Consider the following 17040-nt stretch of genomic DNA (forward strand, 5'->3'; position numbering starts at 1 on the left):
CTCGGCTACGAACCGAGCGGTCGGAGGTTCGAATCCTCCTGAGTCCGCCACACCAAAAAGCCCGCTCCTGTAGCGGGCTTTTTCTTTTCTGCCGTTCACGAATCTGTCAGTGCAACGCGGCTAGACTCCATATAAACCCCTGCTGCACATCGATGTGCTTTTTCGCTGTTGTGCGCCGTCGCACTGTTGGCTTCGAGCGTTGTCACAGCTTTATCGCGCAAACGATTGTTCCAGCCAAAAATTTAAGCGATCAGACAGCTTGAGCAGTGTATGATTGCGCCCGTCAGCCCCGCCGGGGCTTGTGGAATACCACCATGGACTTACCCAGTAGTTACCCCTTAATCCGCTTTATCAAGCCAGATCTGACCGATTGATTCTCCCGGCGTGCTCCGCTGCTGGGAGTGGAGTTCGCCTATGACCGAAGTCGAAGTAAAGAAAGTCCAAGAGAGCCTGCAGGATCGCCTCGCCCAGGTGATCGAGCTACTGCAGCGCCAGCGCGTCGTTGAGGACCTGACTCATCGTCAGGAAGGTCAGCACAACGACCTGGTGGAAAACCTCGTCCACCGCCAGAACCTGGTCGAGCTGCAGCGCAAGCTCGATGATCTGCACCCCGCCGACATCGCCTATATTCTCGAAGCCTTGCCCCTGGAAGATCGTCTGACGGTCTGGCAGCTGGTGCGCTCGGATCGTGACGGCGACATCCTTCTCGAAGTTTCCGACGCCGTACGTCAGACGTTGATCGCCGACATGGACGATCACGAGCTGCTGGCTGCGGCAAAGGAAATGGACGCAGACGAACTCGCTGACCTGGCGCCTGAGCTGCCGCGTGACGTTGTCCATGAGCTGATGGAAAGCCTCGATGCCCAGCAGCGTGAGCGCGTGCGTTCGGCCCTGAGCTACGACGAGGAGCAGGTCGGTGCGCTGATGGACTTCGAGATGGTCACCATCCGCGAAGACGTCAGCCTGGAAGTGGTACTGCGTTACCTGCGTCGGCTCAAGGAGCTGCCGGGGCACACCGACAAGCTGTTCGTGGTCGATTACGACGGCATTCTGAAGGGTGTGCTGCCGATCAAGCGTCTGCTGGTCAACGACCCGGACAAGAAGGTGGCGGAGGTCATGGCGACCGACCCTGTCAGCTTCACGCCCGAGGAAGATGCCTACGATGCTGCGCAAGCATTCGAACGTTATGACCTGGTTTCTGCACCGGTGGTCGACAAGAGCAATCGCCTTATCGGCCGTCTGACCATCGACGAGATGGTTGACCTGATTCGTGAAGAGAGCGAAAGCGAAGTGCTCAACATGGCCGGCCTGCGCGAGGAAGAAGATATCTTCGCCTCGGTCTGGCGTTCGCTGCGCAACCGCTGGGCATGGCTGGCCATCAACCTGATCACCGCGTTCGTTGCCTCGCGGGTGATCGGACTGTTCGAAGGGTCGATCGAAAAGCTGGTAGCCCTTGCGGCGCTGATGCCTATCGTCGCCGGTATCGGTGGTAACTCGGGTAACCAGACCATCACCATGATCGTGCGCGCCATGGCGCTGGACCAGGTATCGCCGGGCAACACCCGTCGTCTGATGCGCAAGGAGCTGGCGGTATCGCTGATCAACGGTCTGATCTGGGGCGGGGTGATCGGGGTAGTGGCGTTCCTGCTCTATGGCAGTTGGTCGCTGGGTGTGGTGATGACTGCGGCAATGACCCTGAACCTGCTGCTGGCGGCGTTGATGGGGGTATTGATCCCCATGACACTGGTGCGCCTGGGGCGCGACCCGGCGATGGGTTCGAGCGTGATGATCACTGCCGTAACCGACAGTGGCGGCTTCTTCATCTTCCTCGGTCTGGCGACACTGTTCCTGCTCTGACGGGCAGGGGTAGCCCTCCGGGCGGGCTGATTCAGCTCAAACGAAAAAAGCCAGCTTGCGCTGGCTTTTTTCGTGGGCGTTGGAAACCTCAGGAGGCGTCGGCAGCCATTTCCACATCGTGAGCGATGAGGGCGACCAGCGCGTTCTGCTGGCGGTGGGTAAGTTGACGGAAGCGTTGCAGCAATTCGCGTTCGTGCAGGGACAGCTCAGGGCTGTCCAGGCGCATGCTCAGCTCGTCGCCCAGTGCACCTTCCTGGATGAGACTTTGCTCCAGGCGGGCGATGATCTCGGAGTTCATGCTGCGGTGATGGTTGCGCGCTACCTCGGCAATGCGCTCACGCATCCCGTCAGGCAGGCGGACGACGAACTTGTCAGCGGTGCGGCTGGAGTAGATAGCCTGTTTCATTGGGCGCATATAAATTGACCGGTTGTTCTGGTTCAGGGGAAGCGGTTCTCAAATTGGCCGCACGGTAGTGGGTTCGACCGTCGCGACGACAAAATGTTCAACCGTGATGTGATTTTGGATGCTCATCTTGCCTCATGGTCGCCGTTTCCTTGGCGTCAATTCTGTGACAAATAGTGATCCGGGTAAAGGCTTTATGCCAGTACCAATTATCAGAAATGAGTACTGGTTTGAAAAGTTTTACTCTTTCCCATCTCGCCCTGTTGTCAGGCCTTTGCTGTCAAAATCTTGTAAAGTTCGACAAGACCTGGGGAAAATCATCAAACCCGCAAGATTTCCCTATCCTTGAGCATAGTGGCTATGCAACATGACGCAAGCGTTCCCCATCAGGCCGAAGCGCCCGACGTTGACGTTTTGACCGCGCCTGCGCAAAAAATTCCCTGGCGATGCCATTAATATGCAATTGAATCGCCGCGCAGCTTGGAGGCGCTGAGAAATCGCGGAAAGGGACTACATGGAAATGCCAGTATTGGGCATGACAAACGGTCGAGCGCTGGTTACCATGCTCGCCGCCGACAGCCTGCGCCGCGTCGGGTGGCTTCTCCAACCCACTGAATTTGCGTAGAATGCGCGCCGTGATGTCCCCTTAGTTCAACGGATAGAACAAGCCCCTCCTAAGGGCTAGATGCTGGTTCGATTCCAGCAGGGGACACATCCTTCCTTTCTCGCCTTTCCCTCGCTCCCGCTTGCCACTGCTATCCGATGATTCGGCTGCAGGCGTTTTTGCCTGCGCAGCAGCCTGCCGTAATGGCCAGCGTTGCACCGGCCATCGCGGTCATGCCACTCAGACGGACTGCGCCTTTTCCTTGTCTTCCTGCTGCTTGCTGGCCTCACTCCCCTGGGCCATGTCGGCCGTGTTGGCTGCTGCGCGTTCAGCCTGTTGTTGCAGCTTGGCCTGGGTCTTGAGTTCGACGTCTTCCTTCATGCGTTGGGCGATCTGCTCGTCGATCTTCTGTTTCTTCTCGGGAGGCAGGGCGTTGTAGTCCTCCTCGGTCATGCCGAGCTCCTGCAGGATCTTCTCCTTGATCTTTTCCGCTGGCGACTTGGACATGTAGTCGCGGAACTCCTGCAGCGCATTGCTGGCTGCAGGTTTCGACGAACTGGCCTGCTGACGTGCGCCAATGTCAGGGTTCTGCAGGGCCACCTTGAGCTTGGCGAAAGCTTCCTGACGAGCGTCTTCGGCATCTTGCTGCGAGGTACTGCCTTGATTGTTCTGCTGCGCTGCTGTGTTGCTGGTGGTCATTGCCTGACGCTGCGGCATGAAATCGGCCTGCACAGCGTCATGGTTGACCCGGCTTGGCTGCTGCAATGCAGTCTGCCAGCCCAGCCCGTTGAGGCTGATCATCATGTGTTTCCTCCTTGGATGGTAATCGCGTTGTGCAAGGGGCAAAACCTGTGCCATTTGGCTCAAGCCAAGCGTGGCGGGGGTTGTAGCCGAGCAACAGGTATCACCTGGGCAGCGGATTGCCCATCGGAGGAAGCGCATTGCCGGTATCGGCAACAGCCGCTGTTGCAAAAAAAGACCCGCAGCACCCCAAGGCGCTGCGGGTCAAAACGGCCAACGCCGCTTCAGTGCTGATCAGATATGCAAGGCATGCCCCAAAGCTCGCAATGCCGCTTCCTGCACGGCCTCGCCCAAGGTCGGGTGGGCATGGATGGTGCCGGCCACGTCTTCCAGCCGCGCGCCCATTTCCAACGATTGGGCGAAGGCTGTGGACAGTTCGGAAACCGCCACCCCGACGGCTTGCCAACCGAGGATCAGATGGTTGTCGCGACGTGCAACCACGCGCACGAACCCGCTTTTCGACTCAAGGCTCATGGCTCGCCCGTTGGCCGCGAAGGGGAACTGCGCAACGATGCAGTCCAGGCCTTCGGCGCTGGCCTGCTCAGGCGTCTTGCCAGCCACCACCACTTCCGGATCGGTGAAGCACACCGCAGCAATCGCGGTGGGCTCGAAGCGGCGGGTCTTGCCGGCGATAAGTTCGGCGACCATCTCGCCCTGGGCCATCGCCCGATGTGCGAGCATCGGTTCGCCGGCCACGTCGCCGATCGCCCAGACGTTGCGCATGCTGGTCTGGCAGCGCTCGTCGATGGCGATCGCCGCACCGTTCATCTTCAGCGCCAGGCTCTCCAGGCCGAAGCCCTGAGTGCGTGGTCGACGGCCAACGGCGACCAGTACCTGATCGGCTTCCAGGCGCAGCTGTTGGCCTGCACCGTCGCGTGCCGACAGGCAGCCATGTTCATAGCCTTCGACGCTGTGTCCCAAGTGCAGTGCGATGCCGAGTTTTTTCAGCGACTCGGCCACCGGTGCGGTCAGCTCGGCGTCGTAGGTGGGCAGGATGCGATCACGCGCCTCTACCACGCTCACACGAGCACCGAGCTTGCGGTAGGCGATGCCCAGCTCCAGGCCGATATAGCCGCCGCCAACCACCACCAGGTGTTGCGGCAGGCTTTTCGGTGCCAGGGCCTCGGTAGAGGAAATCACCGGCCCGCCCAGCGGCAGCATCGGCAACTCGACACTGCTCGAGCCGGTCGCCAACAACAGGTGTTCGCACTGGATGCGCTGGCCGTCGACCTCGACGTTCTTGCCGTCGAGGATCTTCGCCCAGCCATGGAGCACCTTCACCCCATGTTTCTTCAGCAAGGCAGCCACACCGCTGGTGAGGCGGTCGACGATGCCGTCCTTCCATTCGACGCTGCGGGCAATGTTCAGATGCGGTGTCGAGACGCTGATACCCAGTGCCGAGCTGTCAGCATACCGGCTGGTCTGGTGGAACTGCTCGGCCACGTGGATCAGCGCCTTGGATGGGATGCAGCCGATGTTCAGGCAAGTACCGCCCAGTGCCTGCCCTTCGACCAGCACGGTGGGAATGCCCAGTTGCCCGGCGCGGATGGCGGCCACGTAGCCGCCGGGGCCCCCGCCGATAATCAGCAGGGTGGTATCGAGGATCTGTTGCATGCTCACTCCACGAACAGGCAGGCGGGCTGTTCCAGCAGGCCGCGCACGGCCTGGATGAACAGGGCGGCGTCCATCCCGTCGACCACGCGATGGTCGAAGGAGCTGGACAGGTTCATCATCTTGCGCACCACGATCTGGCCATCGATCACCACGGGGCGCTCGACCATGCGGTTGACGCCGACGATCGCCACTTCGGGGGTGTTGACCACCGGCGTGCTGACGATACCGCCCAGGGCGCCGAGGCTGGTCAGGGTGATGGTCGAGCCGGACAGCTCTTCCCGACTGGCCTTGCTGCTGCGCGCGGCATGGGCCACGCGGGCGATCTCGCTGGCGTTGCTCCACAGGCTGCCGGCTTCGGCGTGACGCAGTACTGGCACCATGAGGCCATTGTCACCTTGGGTGGCGATACCCACGTGTACGGCGCCGTGGCGGGTGATGATCTGGGCCTCGTCGTCGTAGGTGGCGTTGATCTGCGGGAAATCGCGCAGGGCGACGACCATGGCGCGCACCAGGAAGGGCAGCAGTGTGAGCTTGCCACGGCTTTCGCCATGCTTGGCGTTGAGCTGCTGGCGCAGGGCTTCGAGCTGGGTGACGTCGATTTCCTCGACATAGCTGAAGTGCGCGACGCGGCGCTTGGCATCCTGCATGCGCTGGGCGATCTTGCGGCGCAGGCCGATCACCGGCACCTGCTCGCTGTCGGTGCGCTTGCCGTAGCCAGCTGGCGCCTGGCCGAGGGCGGTCTGTGGCTTGCTGATGAAGGCGTCGAGGTCTTCGTGCAGGATGCGCCCGGCCGGGCCGCTACCGTGCACGTAGCGCAGCTCGATGCCGGCATCCAGCGCACGCTTGCGCACGGCAGGTGAAGCCAACGGTTTCTCATGCGCCTCGCGCGGGACGATGGGCGCGGCGGTGTGGCTCGTCGCTGGTTGCGGACGGTTTTCAGGCTGCGGCTCGATCTTCGTCTGGGCTGGCGCTGGCGCGGCGTGCGCCTCGGCCGGCTTGGCCTGCGGTGCGTCGATGTGGTTGCCGCTGCCTTCGACTTCGATACGGATCAGCTCGCTGCCGACCGCCATGACCTCACCGGGCTGGCCACCCAGGGCCAAGACCTTGCCGCTGACCGGCGAAGGAATTTCAACCGTGGCCTTGTCGGTCATGACATCGGCCACCACCTGGTCTTCTGCGATCACATCGCCGACCTTGACGAACCATTCCACCAGCTCGACCTGCGCGATGCCCTCACCGATATCCGGCATCTTGATGACGTGCGTGCCCATTCAGACCTCCATGACCCGTTTCAATGCCGCACCTACCCGCGAAGGACCTGGGAAGTAGGCCCATTCCTGTGCGTGGGGGTAGGGGGTGTCCCAGCCGGTGACGCGCTCGATCGGCGCTTCGAGGTGATGGAAACAATGCTCCTGGACCAGCGAAACCAGCTCGGCGCCAAAGCCGCAGGTACGGGTGGCCTCGTGGACCACCACGCAACGCCCGGTCTTCTTCACCGAGGCGACGATGGTTTCCAGGTCCAGCGGCCAGAGGCTGCGCAGGTCGATGACTTCGGCGTCGACGCCACTCTCCTCGGCGGCCACTTGGGCCACGTAGACCGTGGTGCCGTAGGTCAGTACGGTGACATCGTTGCCGGGGCGGGTGATCGCCGCCTTGTCCAGCGGCACCTTGTAGTAGCCGTCCGGCACGGCACTGTGCGGGTGCTTCGACCAGGGGGTTACCGGGCGGTCGTGGTGCCCGTCGAACGGGCCGTTGTACAGGCGCTTGGGCTCGAGGAAGATCACCGGGTCGTCGCACTCGATCGAGGCGATCAGCAGGCCCTTGGCGTCATAGGGGTTGGATGGCATCACCGTACGCAGGCCGCAGACCTGGGTGAACATCGCTTCGGGGCTCTGGCTGTGGGTCTGGCCGCCGTAGATGCCGCCGCCGCAGGGCATGCGCAGGGTCAGCGGCGAGATGAATTCGCCGGCCGAACGATAGCGCAGGCGAGCCATCTCCGAGACGATCTGGTCGGAGGCGGGGTAGAAGTAGTCGGCGAACTGGATTTCCACCACCGGGCGCAGGCCATAGGCGCCCATGCCCACGGCGGTGCCGACGATGCCGCTCTCGGAGATCGGTGCATCGAATACCCGCGACTTGCCGTACTTGGTCTGCAGGCCTTCGGTGCAGCGGAACACGCCGCCGAAATAGCCGACGTCCTGGCCGTAGACCACCACGTCGTCGTCGCGCTCGAGCATGACATCCATGGCTGAGCGCAGGGCCTGGATCATGGTCATGGTAGTGGTGGCCATGGCGGTTTCCGGGTTGATGCTGTTGTTGTGATCGTTCATTTCAAACCCCCAGTTCCTGGCGTTGCCGGCGCAGGTGATCGGGCATTTCCTTGTACACGTCCTCGAACATCGAGGCGGCGCTGGGGATATGGCCATTGGCGAGGGTGCCGAACTGTTCGGCGTCCTTCTGTGCCTTGATCACCTCGGCTTCGAGCTCGGCACTGACGGCCTGGTGCTCTTCTTCGGACCAGTGGCCGGCCTTGATCAGGTGCTGCTTGAGGCGCAGGATCGGATCGCCCAGCGGGAAGTGGCTCCAGTCGTCGGCAGGGCGGTATTTGGATGGATCATCCGAGGTGGAGTGCGGGCCGGCGCGGTAGGTGACCCATTCGATCAGCGTCGGGCCCAGGCCACGGCGGGCACGTTCGGCGGCCCAGCGCGAGGCGGCGTACACGGCGATGAAGTCGTTGCCGTCGACCCGCAGCGAGGCGATGCCGCAGCCCACGCCGCGGCCGGCGAAGGTGGTCGACTCGCCACCGGCGATGGCCTGGAAGGTGGAGATCGCCCACTGGTTGTTGACCACGTTGAGGATCACCGGGGCGCGGTAGACGTGGGCGAAGGTCAGGGCGGTGTGGAAGTCGGATTCGGCTGTGGCGCCGTCACCGATCCAGGCCGAGGCGATCTTGGTGTCACCCTTGATCGCCGACGCCATGGCCCAGCCGACCGCCTGCACGAACTGGGTCGCCAGGTTGCCACTGATGGTGAAGAAGCCCGCCTCGCGCACCGAGTACATGATCGGCAATTGGCGGCCCTTGAGCGGGTCGCGGGTGTTGGACAGCAGCTGGCAGATCATTTCCACCAGCGACACGTCGCGGGCCATCAGGATGCTCTGCTGGCGATAGGTGGGGAAGCACATGTCGGTGCGGTTCAGGGCCAATGCCTGACCGCTGCCAATGGCTTCCTCGCCCAGGCTCTGCATGTAGAAGGACATCTTCTTCTGGCGCTGGGCGACCACCATGCGGCTGTCGAAGATGCGCGTCTTGAGCATGGCGCGCATGCCCTGGCGCAGCACCTGCGGGTCGATGCCTTCGGCCCAGGGGCCGACAGCATTGCCGTGCTCGTCGAGCACGCGCACAAGGCTGTAGGAGAGGTCCGCAGTGTCGGCGGGCTCTACGTCGATAGGTGGTTTACGGACTTGACCGGCATCGTTCAGACGCAGGTAGGAGAAGTCGGTCTGGCAGCCTGGCCGGCCTGTGGGCTCGGGCACATGCAAACGCAGGGGGGCGTACTCGTTCATGCTTTTTACGCTCGCTCGAATGTTGTTTTTGTGAGCTCTGAAGCGGCCGCCGCTGCCTACTGGCTTGTGACTGGTAGGTCAGCGTCATTTACATCTTAGAGGCTGGGCCGGAGAATTTTTCTCTCAAGTTCATTGCCTTTGTCGCGCGGCGCAGATAATCATTCTGAATAAACACAAGAATCAGGTGAATTTGCCTCATGCGTAAACTTGATCGTACCGATATCGGCATTCTCAACAGCCTCCAGGAGAACGCACGGATCACCAACGCGGAGCTTGCGCGCTCGGTGAACCTCTCGCCGACGCCCTGTTTCAACCGGGTCAAGGCGATGGAGGAACTGGGGGTCATCCGCCAGCAAGTGACCTTGTTGTCGCCCGAAGTGCTGGGCCTGGATGTCAACGTGTTCATCCATGTCAGCCTGGAGAAGCAGGTGGAGCAGTCATTGCATCGCTTCGAGGAGGAGATCGCCGAGCGACCCGAGGTGATGGAGTGCTACCTGATGACGGGCGATCCGGATTACCTGCTGCGCGTGCTGTTGCCGAGCATCCAGGCGCTGGAGCGCTTTCTCGATTACCTGACGCGGCTGCCGGGGGTGGCGAATATCCGCTCCAGCTTTGCGCTGAAGCAGGTGCGCTACAAGACCGCGTTGCCGTTACCGGCCAATGGCATGACCTTGCGCGAGTAGTTGTCAGTTCAGGCCCTATCGCTCTACAGGGTGCTTGATATTTTAAACACCCCCGGCCTATGTTGTGGCTGTCGCCGTTCGCGGCATGCCTACAACAACAAGGACCAGCGTCATGACGACCGAGCGCCTGACCGGCATCGACGAAATCGAATGCGTCACCCCCGACCTCAACGGTGTCCCGCGCGGCAAGGTAATGACCGGCGAAGGCTTTCTCGAAGGCCGGCGCCTGCAGATGGCGCGTGGCGTGCTGCTGCAATGCATCATGGGCGGCTACCCGCCGGCGAAGTTCTACGGCAGCGATGATGGCGACCTGGCGCTGGTCGCCGACCCTGGGCAAACCCATGTCCTGCCTTGGAGCGACAGCCCTCGGGCACTGGCCATCTGCGATGCGGTCGAGCTCGATGGTACGCCCTCGGGGCTTTCGACCCGTGGCCTGCTCAAGGCGGTGATCGCCCGTTATGCGGCGCTGGGGCTTGCGCCGGTGGTGGCCACCGAACTGGAATTCTTCGTGTTCGCCCCGAACAGTGATCCGGGCCAGCCGTTCCAGCCACCGCTGGGCAGGGACGGGCGTCGCGAGCTGGGCCATTCGGCCTTCAGCGTCAGCTCCAACAATGGCCTGCGCCCCTTCTTCAGCGAGGTCTACCGATGCATGGCAGCACTGGGCCTGCCACGCGACACCTTCATGCACGAGATGGGCGTCAGTCAGTTCGAGATCAACCTGTTGCACGGTGATCCGTTGCTGCTGGCCGACCAGACCTTCCTGTTCAAGCACCTGCTGAAGGAGGTTGCGCTCAAGCACGGTTTGACCGTGGTCTGCATGGCCAAGCCGCTGGCGCATACCCCTGGCAGTTCGATGCACATCCACCAGAGCCTGGTGGAGATCGGCACCGGCCGTAACGTGTTCAGTGACGAAGAGGGCAGGGCAACCGACACCTTCCATCATTTCATCGGCGGCTTGCAGGCGTGCATGGCCGACTTCACCGCGCTGTTCGCGCCCAACGTCAATTCCTACCAGCGTCTGTGCCACCCGTACGCATCGCCGAACAATGCTTGCTGGTCAGAGGATAATCGCGCTGCCGGCCTGCGCATCCCGGCCAGTTCGCCGGTGGCGCGACGTGTGGAAAACCGCCTGCCTGGCGCCGACACCAACCCTTACCTGGCGATCGCCGCAAGTCTCGCGGCCGGGCTGCATGGTATCGACCACAAGCTGCAGCCCACGCCGGCGATCCAGGGCGAGTTCGTGGTGCCCGAGCACCTGAGTCTGCCCTGCACGCTGCACGCGGGGATCGAGCGCTTGCGTCGCAGCACGTTGGCGCGGGAACTGTTTGGCGAGGAGTTCATCGAAGGCTACGTCGCCACCAAGACCCTGGAATTGACTGATTTCTTCAATGAGATCACGCCGTGGGAGCGTAGGGTGCTGGCCGCGCAGGCCTGATCGCGACAGAAGCTTTGCCCGGCGCGCCGCTCCTGGCTTTTTTTCATTGCCAGGGGCCCGCGTCCGGGAAATTGCCCTTATGCTTGCCAGCAGCACCACACCTGCCCAAGGAGCCCGCGGGGACGCATGCGCCAGATCTGGAAGTCATTTCGCTCGTTGTACTTTGCCGCCCTGATGATGCTGATCGGCTCAGGCCTGTTGAGTACCTACCTGGCGTTGCGCCTGGCTGCCGACCATGTCGACAGCCTCTGGGTCGGTGCGCTGATGGCGGCCAACTATTTCGGCCTGGCAGTGGGCGGCAAGGTCGGTCACCGATTGATCGCCCGGGTCGGGCATATTCGTGCGTATGCCACCTGTGCCGGCATTGTCGGCGCGGCGGTGCTCGGGCATGGGATGACCAACTTCGTGCCCGCCTGGATCGGCCTGCGGATGATCGTGGGCCTGGGCATGATGTGCCAGTACATGGTCATCGAGAGCTGGCTCAACGAACAGGCCGATGCCAAGCAGCGCGGTGCGGTATTCAGCGGCTACATGATCGCGTCCTACCTCGGGTTGGTGCTGGGTCAGTTGATCCTGGTGGTGCATCCGGCACTGGGGCCTGAGCTGCTGATGCTGGTCGCCATGTGCTTCGCCCTGTGCCTGGTGCCGGTGGCGATGACCCGGCGCATTCACCCGGCGCCGCTGCGGCCGGCGCCGATGGAGCCGAAGTTCTTCATCAAGCGGGTACCGCAGTCGTTGAGTACTGTGCTTGGCGCGGGCCTGATCGTCGGTTCCTTCTATGGTCTGGCCCCTCTGTATGCGGCGCGCCAGGGGCTGAGCACCGAGCAGGTCGGTCTGTTCATGGGTTGCTGTATTTTTGCCGGGCTTCTCGTGCAATGGCCTCTGGGCTGGCTGTCGGATCGTTACGATCGGGCAGTGCTGATCCGCAGTGTATCGATCGGCCTGGCGGTGGTTTCGCTGCCGCTGGCGCTGTTGCCCAGTGTGCCGCTGGAGTTGTTGTTCGCGGCAGGCTTCATCGTTTCGTTGCTGCAATTCTGCCTCTACCCATTGGCCGTGGCGTTCTCCAATGACCACGTGGAAAGCGAGCGACGGGTATCGCTGACGGCGATGCTGCTGGTCACCTATGGCGTGGGGGCGAGCATCGGTCCGCTGGTGGCGGGCGTTCTGATGAAGGCGTTGGGCGCACAGATGCTCTATGCCTTCTTCACCTTCTTTGCCCTGGTGCTGGTGTGGCGTATTCGGCCGAAGGCGGTCACCGGGCTGCACCAGGTGCAGGATGCACCGCTGGGCCACGTGGCTATGCCGGCGGCAGGTTCGCCTCTGTCGGCTGCGCTCGACCCGCGGGTCGACGAGCAGACCGTGCAGGACGTGATGCAGGCACCGGTGGCGGCGGAGGATACCGAGGCCGAGGAAGAGAAGGGCACAGCTGCCAAGGCGCCGCAGGCCGAGGCAGACAAGTCGGTTTGACGCGGGCTGTGCCGGCCCTGTCGCGGGGCCCCACGGACCAGAACGAAAACGCCACCGATCGGTGGCGTTTTTCATTTGAGCTGGACGATCAGTAGTCGTCCTTGTCGAACCGCCGTGCTTCGCGCTGCAACTGATACACGAAGCTCTCGATCTTGCGCTGGCTTTGCCCATTCAGGTTGTGGAAGCGCACGCCGGCGAAGGTGGTGTTGATCCGCTCTTCGAAGTGCAGGTGGCGCAATTCCACCATGACGTCGGTCAGGCCCAAGGGATTGGCCGCCTTGAAGCGCTCGTACACCTGGCCCAGTTGCAGGCGGTCTTCGACATTGCCGTCGAAGCGCAGCTTGCAGCCGGTGGCGGACACGTCGAGCAGCTTGCCGCGCAGCGCGCCGTTGCCTTTGAGGTGGGTGCCGTCGAGGATGATGTCGACCAGTTGCGACAGTTTCAGCGCTGCGCGGAAGGCATTGCGGCGCTGGTGGTAGGTCATTTCGGTGGGGAGCGGGCCGCGGTAGCAGCGGTGGCCATCGACTTCGCCGATGGTCAGCGGAGTATCGCACTCCCAGGCAATGCGTACGCCATCGTGGAAACCTTCGACACGGAAGGGTTCGCCGTTCTCGATGAATTTCTCGCCATCACGCGGGATCATTTCGTCCAGTGCCAGAACGTTGGCGTCCCGGTCCACCTGTACCACGTAACTCTGGAAGCGCTGGCTGCGCTCATGGAAGCTGATGATCAGCGGATCGTGGCTGTCCATCAGCTGGCGCAGGTTCGCCGAAATCTCCAGAGGAGTGGTCAGCACTTTTGGTGGCTGAGGAGCATCGGACTCATTGAACACGGGTAATCAATCTCCAGGCAAAAACGACACACGCAAGTAACGGCATTTTGCCAGTATGTTCCGTGCCTTGAATAGGAATAATCACACCTGGCTGATCGCCCGGGGCTTGTCCATGGGGGAGGTGGTGCCACGGCTATCGTACAGCGACGGAGAGTCGCCGCCGTTGAGGATTCTGATCTGGTTGGCCGTGGCGTGCTGTTGCACCTGGATGACCCGGCCGTTGGTCTCGTTGACCTTCTGGCAGGTGTCCATCAACTGGGTCAGCACATCGAGTTGCTGCAGGATGATCTCGCCGTTGGGCGATTGTGCAGCAACGGCCTGCACACCTGCCCGGTCGGCGCTGAGGCCGAGCCCGTTGAGCAGGTGATTGCGCCGCATGCCCTGCTGCTCGAGCAAGACGATCAGCGATTGCTTGCGGGCGAGGATGGTCTCCAGCACCTGCATGTCCCGACCGTGCAGGGCGACCGTTTCCTTCTGGAGCAGGTCGAGCAGTTCCTGGGTCGGCGCGATGTCGTCTTCGATCAGTTGCAGCAGTGTGGTGTCGTGCATGGCTGGCTCTTGGCTCTGGCGTCCTGGAAGTCAGCGCACCGTAAGGTTAGCGCTGCGCTTCGAAATCAAGCAGTTTGCTGGCGACCCGGCCGGCATCGACCTGGTAGCTGCCGTCTGCGATCGCCTGCTTCAACTGGGCCACACGGGCGCTGTCGACTGCTGGTTGATCGCGCAGCTTGTCGCTGATCTTCTGCAACTGCTGGGCCTCTTGACTGAGGTGTACCGCTTCTCCGCTGACGCTGGCAGGCTTGCCTGCATCGCTGGCAGCACCGGTTTTTTCGGTGTTGCCCGATGTGGCATTGCCGCGAACGCCGCCCGTTATGGACGGAGAGTTATTCAAACGACTGAAGTCGATGACCATGATCAGAAACCTCTGGGTAAATAGGACGCTTGCCTTTGTTTCGGCTAACCCGAAACAAACTTTAGGCACAAATGTTTTGCCGTCCGTCAGCAAACCCGCGTATCCCGATTTCTGACACAGTTTAGGAAAAGCGGTTCATCGCCGCCAGTCCCGGGGCCCTGCAATATTTCGTCGGCGAGGATCCGCCGGCGGCTTCTTTCTACATCGCCACTTCGACCTGGCCCGGCCCGACCACCGTGGCCTTGACCACGCGCTGGGAGTTGAGATTACGCACGCGGATCTGTTCGGTCAGGCCGCCTTTGCTCAGGGCTTCGCCTGGCATGCGTACGCTCAGGCCGCCACTGCGGGCGGTGATCACCACGTGGTCGCCCTTGCGAATCACATCCGCCTGTTCCAGTTGCTGCAGCGTCAGGACCTGGTCGAGGACGGTCGGGCGCAGCAGTTTCATGCCCACGGCCTGGTCGAGTTCGCTCAGAAAGCCCTGGCCCAGGGTGCTGACGTCACGCTCGCGCAGGGCCACGTCACCTTCACCGATCACGCTTTCGCGCTTGAGCGGGCGGGTCATGACCACCACGTCGCGAAACAGCTTGACCTGTGCCGGCACGAACACTGTCCAGGGCGAAGTACCGTCGCAACGTACCCGCACCGTCACTCGCCCAAGCGGCTGTGCCGGGCTTTCCAGCGCGGCGTCCAGTTGCTGGCTGCACACCGGCATACGCAGGCGTGGGTCAAGATTGTTGACCTGGATGTCATAACGCCCCACGGTCTGGGTGCGCGTCATGTAGTCTTCGACGGTGAATTCAAGAAACCCTTGGGTGACACCGATAAGCTGTTCAGGCAAGGTAAACGAATCCGCCAGCGTGCGGGCGCCGGATGCGATCAGGCATGCAATGGCCAGGGGGATGGCCAGCAGGCGCGTCAGTCGTCGGAAAAATGTCGTTTTCGTATACATACGCTCAAAAAAGCAAAGCCCGTGCCGACTTGTTGGCAAGCGAGCAGAAAAATAGAAGGAGTCTGGCATGGCTGGCGTTATGGATTCGGTCAACCAGCGCACGCAACTGGTTGGACAGAATCGCCTCGAGCTGCTGTTGTTCCGTCTCAATGGCGATCAACTCTACGGCATCAACGTGTTCAAGGTCCGGGAAGTGCTGCAGTGCCCGGAGCTGACACTGTTGCCCAAGTCCCATCCGGTGGTGCGCGGTGTGGCGAACATTCGTGGGGCGACCATCCCCATCCTCGACCTGTCGATGGCGACGGGGCTGCCGGGCCTGAAAGAAGAGACCCGCAACAGTTTCGTGATCATTACCGAGTACAACACCAAGACCCAGGGTTTCCTGGTGCATTCGGTCGAGCGCATCGTCAACATGAACTGGGAAGAGATCCACCCACCACCCAAGGGTACCGGGCGTGATCACTACCTGACGGCGGTCACCCGGGTAGATAACCGCATGGTCGAGATCGTCGATGTCGAGAAGGTGCTTGCGGAAGTGGCGCCGTCCTCGGAGTCGGTCTCCGCCGGCGTGGTCGATGCCGAGGTGCAGGACAAGGCCGTGTTGCTGCGGGTACTGACCGTCGACGATTCGTCGGTGGCGCGCAAGCAGGTCAGCCGTTGCCTGCAGACCGTGGGCGTGGAGGTGGTGGCGCTCAACGACGGCCGCCAGGCGCTGGACTACCTGCGCAAGCTGGTGGATGAGGGCAAGCGGCCGGAAGAAGAGTTCCTGATGATGATCTCCGACATTGAAATGCCGGAAATGGACGGCTATACCCTCACCGCCGAGATTCGTAACGATCCGCGCATGCAAAAATTGCACATCGTCCTGCATACTTCGCTATCGGGCGTGTTCAACCAGGCGATGGTCAAGAAGGTTGGCGCTGACGACTTTCTGGCCAAGTTCAAGCCGGACGACCTGGCCCAGCGCGTAGTCGATCGGATCAAGGCAACGCATTGAAACGGCTGGGGCAAGCCCCGGCGCAAGTGATTGAAAAGAGGCGGCAGCATTGTCTACGGGTAATTTGGATTTCGAACAGTTCCGGGTATTCCTGGAGAAAGCCTGTGGCATCCTGCTGGGCGAAAATAAGCAGTATCTGGTGTCCAGCCGTCTCAACAAGCTGATGGAGCAACAGGGCATCAAGAGCTTGGGTGAGCTGGTGCAGCGCATCCAGACCCAGCCCCGCAGTGGCCTGCGCGAGCAGGTGGTCGATGCCATGACCACCAACGAGACCCTGTGGTTTCGCGACACCTATCCGTTCGAAGTACTGAAGAACAAGGTGATTCCCGAGTTCATCCGCAGCAACCCCGGTCAGCGCCTGCGCATGTGGTCGGCGGCCTGCTCGTCGGGGCAGGAGCCGTATTCGATCTCGATGGCCATCGATGAGTTCGAGCGCAGCAACCTGGGCCAGTTGAAGATGGGGGCGCAGATCGTCGCTACTGATCTTTCCGGCGCCATGCTCAATAACTGCAAGACCGGTGAGTACGATAGCCTGGCGATTGCCCGTGGCTTGTCGCAGGAGCGCCTGCAGCGCTACTTCGACCCGAAAGGGCCGGGGCGCTGGGCGGTGAAGCCGGCGATTCGCAGTCGGGTGGAGTTTCGCTCTTTCAACCTGCTCGACAGCTATGCGGCGCTGGGCAAGTTCGACATCGTGTTCTGCCGCAATGTGTTGATCTACTTCTCCGCGCAGGTGAAGAAAGACATCCTCATGCGTATCCACGCGACGCTCAAGCCAGGGGGGTATCTGTTCCTGGGGGCTTCGGAGGCGCTCAATGGCTTGCCGGATCATTACCAGATGGTTCAGTGCAGTCCGGGGATCATCTATCAGGCCAAGTGAATGAAAAGGCCGGTATCGAGAGATACCGGCCTTTTCGTTTTCGG

The 17040-nt window shown here is 61.8% G+C and carries 16 protein-coding genes and 1 tRNA gene; 7 read left to right on the forward strand and 10 right to left on the reverse strand.

Translation table 11 applies throughout. The features are described from left to right. Positions 1-414: 414 nt before the first annotated feature. Complete coding sequence (gene mgtE / locus IAE40_RS23060; protein ID WP_054891920.1) at positions 415-1857, forward strand: magnesium transporter; 1443 nt, start codon at positions 415-417, stop codon at positions 1855-1857. 88 nt (positions 1858-1945) lie between these two features. On the opposite strand, the gene IAE40_RS23065 is transcribed toward mgtE, so the two are convergent. Next, complete coding sequence (locus IAE40_RS23065) at positions 1946-2272, reverse strand: Arc family DNA-binding protein (protein ID WP_029613963.1); 327 nt, start codon at positions 2270-2272, stop codon at positions 1946-1948. Between the two features lie 628 nt (positions 2273-2900). Here IAE40_RS23065 and IAE40_RS23070 point away from each other — a divergent pair. Next, positions 2901-2972, forward strand: a tRNA-Arg gene (locus tag IAE40_RS23070). Between the two features lie 132 nt (positions 2973-3104). Here the strand turns inward: IAE40_RS23070 and IAE40_RS23075 are convergent. From IAE40_RS23075 to IAE40_RS23095, 5 genes are all read right to left on the reverse strand, one after another. Beyond that, on the reverse strand, positions 3105-3668 hold the full coding sequence (locus tag IAE40_RS23075) for a hypothetical protein (RefSeq protein WP_234465226.1): 564 nt from the start codon (positions 3666-3668) through the stop codon (positions 3105-3107). Between the two features lie 231 nt (positions 3669-3899). Continuing rightward, positions 3900-5279, reverse strand: coding sequence for a dihydrolipoyl dehydrogenase (lpdA, locus tag IAE40_RS23080; RefSeq protein WP_197892949.1), 1380 nt, complete (start codon positions 5277-5279; stop codon positions 3900-3902). A 2-nt stretch (positions 5280-5281) separates the two neighbouring features. Beyond that, a complete protein-coding gene (locus IAE40_RS23085) occupies positions 5282-6550 on the reverse strand; it encodes a dihydrolipoamide acetyltransferase family protein (protein WP_200603927.1) in 1269 nt (422 codons plus the stop codon). Then, positions 6551-7609 (reverse strand): alpha-ketoacid dehydrogenase subunit beta, encoded by a 1059-nt coding sequence (locus IAE40_RS23090; protein WP_054891917.1) that lies wholly within the window; start codon positions 7607-7609, stop codon positions 6551-6553. Between the two features lies 1 nt (position 7610). Beyond that, entirely contained in the window at positions 7611-8843 is a 1233-nt protein-coding gene (locus IAE40_RS23095; RefSeq protein WP_063545704.1) for a 3-methyl-2-oxobutanoate dehydrogenase (2-methylpropanoyl-transferring) subunit alpha, read from the reverse strand. Between the two features lie 197 nt (positions 8844-9040). On the opposite strand from IAE40_RS23095, the gene bkdR reads away from it, so the two are divergent. The 3 genes from bkdR (at position 9041) to IAE40_RS23110 (ending at position 12428) form a co-directional block, all read left to right on the forward strand. Then, positions 9041-9526: a Bkd operon transcriptional regulator BkdR gene (bkdR, locus tag IAE40_RS23100; RefSeq protein WP_054891915.1), complete on the forward strand. Its 486-nt coding sequence runs from the start codon at positions 9041-9043 to the stop codon at positions 9524-9526. Between the two features lie 193 nt (positions 9527-9719). Further along, positions 9720-10961: a glutamine synthetase family protein gene (locus tag IAE40_RS23105; protein ID WP_200603933.1), complete on the forward strand. Its 1242-nt coding sequence runs from the start codon at positions 9720-9722 to the stop codon at positions 10959-10961. 126 nt (positions 10962-11087) lie between these two features. Continuing rightward, positions 11088-12428, forward strand: a complete 1341-nt coding sequence (locus IAE40_RS23110; protein WP_054891913.1) for an MFS transporter — start codon at positions 11088-11090, stop codon at positions 12426-12428. 88 nt (positions 12429-12516) lie between these two features. Here the strand turns inward: IAE40_RS23110 and IAE40_RS23115 are convergent, their stop codons facing one another. From IAE40_RS23115 to flgA, 4 genes are all read right to left on the reverse strand, one after another. Beyond that, positions 12517-13260 carry a flagellar brake protein gene (locus IAE40_RS23115; RefSeq protein WP_054891912.1) on the reverse strand — a complete coding sequence of 248 codons (744 nt, stop codon included), beginning with the start codon at positions 13258-13260 and terminating at the stop codon, positions 12517-12519. Positions 13261-13341: 81 nt separating this feature from the next. Next, positions 13342-13809 (reverse strand): flagella synthesis protein FlgN, encoded by a 468-nt coding sequence (locus IAE40_RS23120; protein WP_054891911.1) that lies wholly within the window; start codon positions 13807-13809, stop codon positions 13342-13344. A gap of 46 nt (positions 13810-13855) precedes the next feature. Beyond that, on the reverse strand, positions 13856-14170 hold the full coding sequence (gene flgM, locus IAE40_RS23125; RefSeq protein WP_153774601.1) for a flagellar biosynthesis anti-sigma factor FlgM: 315 nt from the start codon (positions 14168-14170) through the stop codon (positions 13856-13858). Between the two features lie 199 nt (positions 14171-14369). Then, positions 14370-15122, reverse strand: coding sequence for a flagellar basal body P-ring formation chaperone FlgA (gene flgA, locus IAE40_RS23130; protein ID WP_200603928.1), 753 nt, complete (start codon positions 15120-15122; stop codon positions 14370-14372). Positions 15123-15189: 67 nt separating this feature from the next. On the opposite strand from flgA, the gene IAE40_RS23135 reads away from it, so the two are divergent. Both IAE40_RS23135 and cheR read left to right on the forward strand, forming a co-directional pair. Continuing rightward, a complete protein-coding gene (locus IAE40_RS23135) occupies positions 15190-16119 on the forward strand; it encodes a chemotaxis protein CheV (RefSeq protein ID WP_063545699.1) in 930 nt (309 codons plus the stop codon). Between the two features lie 49 nt (positions 16120-16168). Beyond that, positions 16169-16996, forward strand: a complete 828-nt coding sequence (cheR, locus tag IAE40_RS23140; RefSeq protein ID WP_054891907.1) for a protein-glutamate O-methyltransferase CheR — start codon at positions 16169-16171, stop codon at positions 16994-16996. The last annotated feature ends 44 nt before the right edge of the window (positions 16997-17040 follow it).

This window comes from Pseudomonas sp. S44 (genome assembly GCF_016624805.1).
Classification (GTDB): Bacteria; Pseudomonadota; Gammaproteobacteria; order Pseudomonadales; family Pseudomonadaceae; genus Aquipseudomonas; species Aquipseudomonas machongensis.

Bases quoted from the DNA above. Each gene is read 5' to 3' on its own strand.
- IAE40_RS23090 (WP_054891917.1), bottom strand. From the start codon at position 7,609: ATGAACGATCACAACAACAGCATCAACCCGGAAACCGCCATGGCCACC.
- mgtE (WP_054891920.1), top strand. From the start codon at position 415: ATGACCGAAGTCGAAGTAAAGAAAGTCCAAGAGAGCCTGCAGGATCGC.
- flgA (WP_200603928.1), bottom strand. From the start codon at position 15,122: ATGTATACGAAAACGACATTTTTCCGACGACTGACGCGCCTGCTGGCC.
- IAE40_RS23110 (WP_054891913.1), top strand. From the start codon at position 11,088: ATGCGCCAGATCTGGAAGTCATTTCGCTCGTTGTACTTTGCCGCCCTG.
- IAE40_RS23075 (WP_234465226.1), bottom strand. From the start codon at position 3,668: ATGATGATCAGCCTCAACGGGCTGGGCTGGCAGACTGCATTGCAGCAG.
- lpdA (WP_197892949.1), bottom strand. From the start codon at position 5,279: ATGCAACAGATCCTCGATACCACCCTGCTGATTATCGGCGGGGGCCCC.
- IAE40_RS23095 (WP_063545704.1), bottom strand. From the start codon at position 8,843: ATGAACGAGTACGCCCCCCTGCGTTTGCATGTGCCCGAGCCCACAGGC.
- IAE40_RS23135 (WP_063545699.1), top strand. From the start codon at position 15,190: ATGGCTGGCGTTATGGATTCGGTCAACCAGCGCACGCAACTGGTTGGA.
- IAE40_RS23065 (WP_029613963.1), bottom strand. From the start codon at position 2,272: ATGCGCCCAATGAAACAGGCTATCTACTCCAGCCGCACCGCTGACAAG.
- flgM (WP_153774601.1), bottom strand. From the start codon at position 14,170: ATGGTCATCGACTTCAGTCGTTTGAATAACTCTCCGTCCATAACGGGC.
- bkdR (WP_054891915.1), top strand. From the start codon at position 9,041: ATGCGTAAACTTGATCGTACCGATATCGGCATTCTCAACAGCCTCCAG.
- IAE40_RS23105 (WP_200603933.1), top strand. From the start codon at position 9,720: ATGACCGGCGAAGGCTTTCTCGAAGGCCGGCGCCTGCAGATGGCGCGT.
- IAE40_RS23085 (WP_200603927.1), bottom strand. From the start codon at position 6,550: ATGGGCACGCACGTCATCAAGATGCCGGATATCGGTGAGGGCATCGCG.
- IAE40_RS23120 (WP_054891911.1), bottom strand. From the start codon at position 13,809: ATGCACGACACCACACTGCTGCAACTGATCGAAGACGACATCGCGCCG.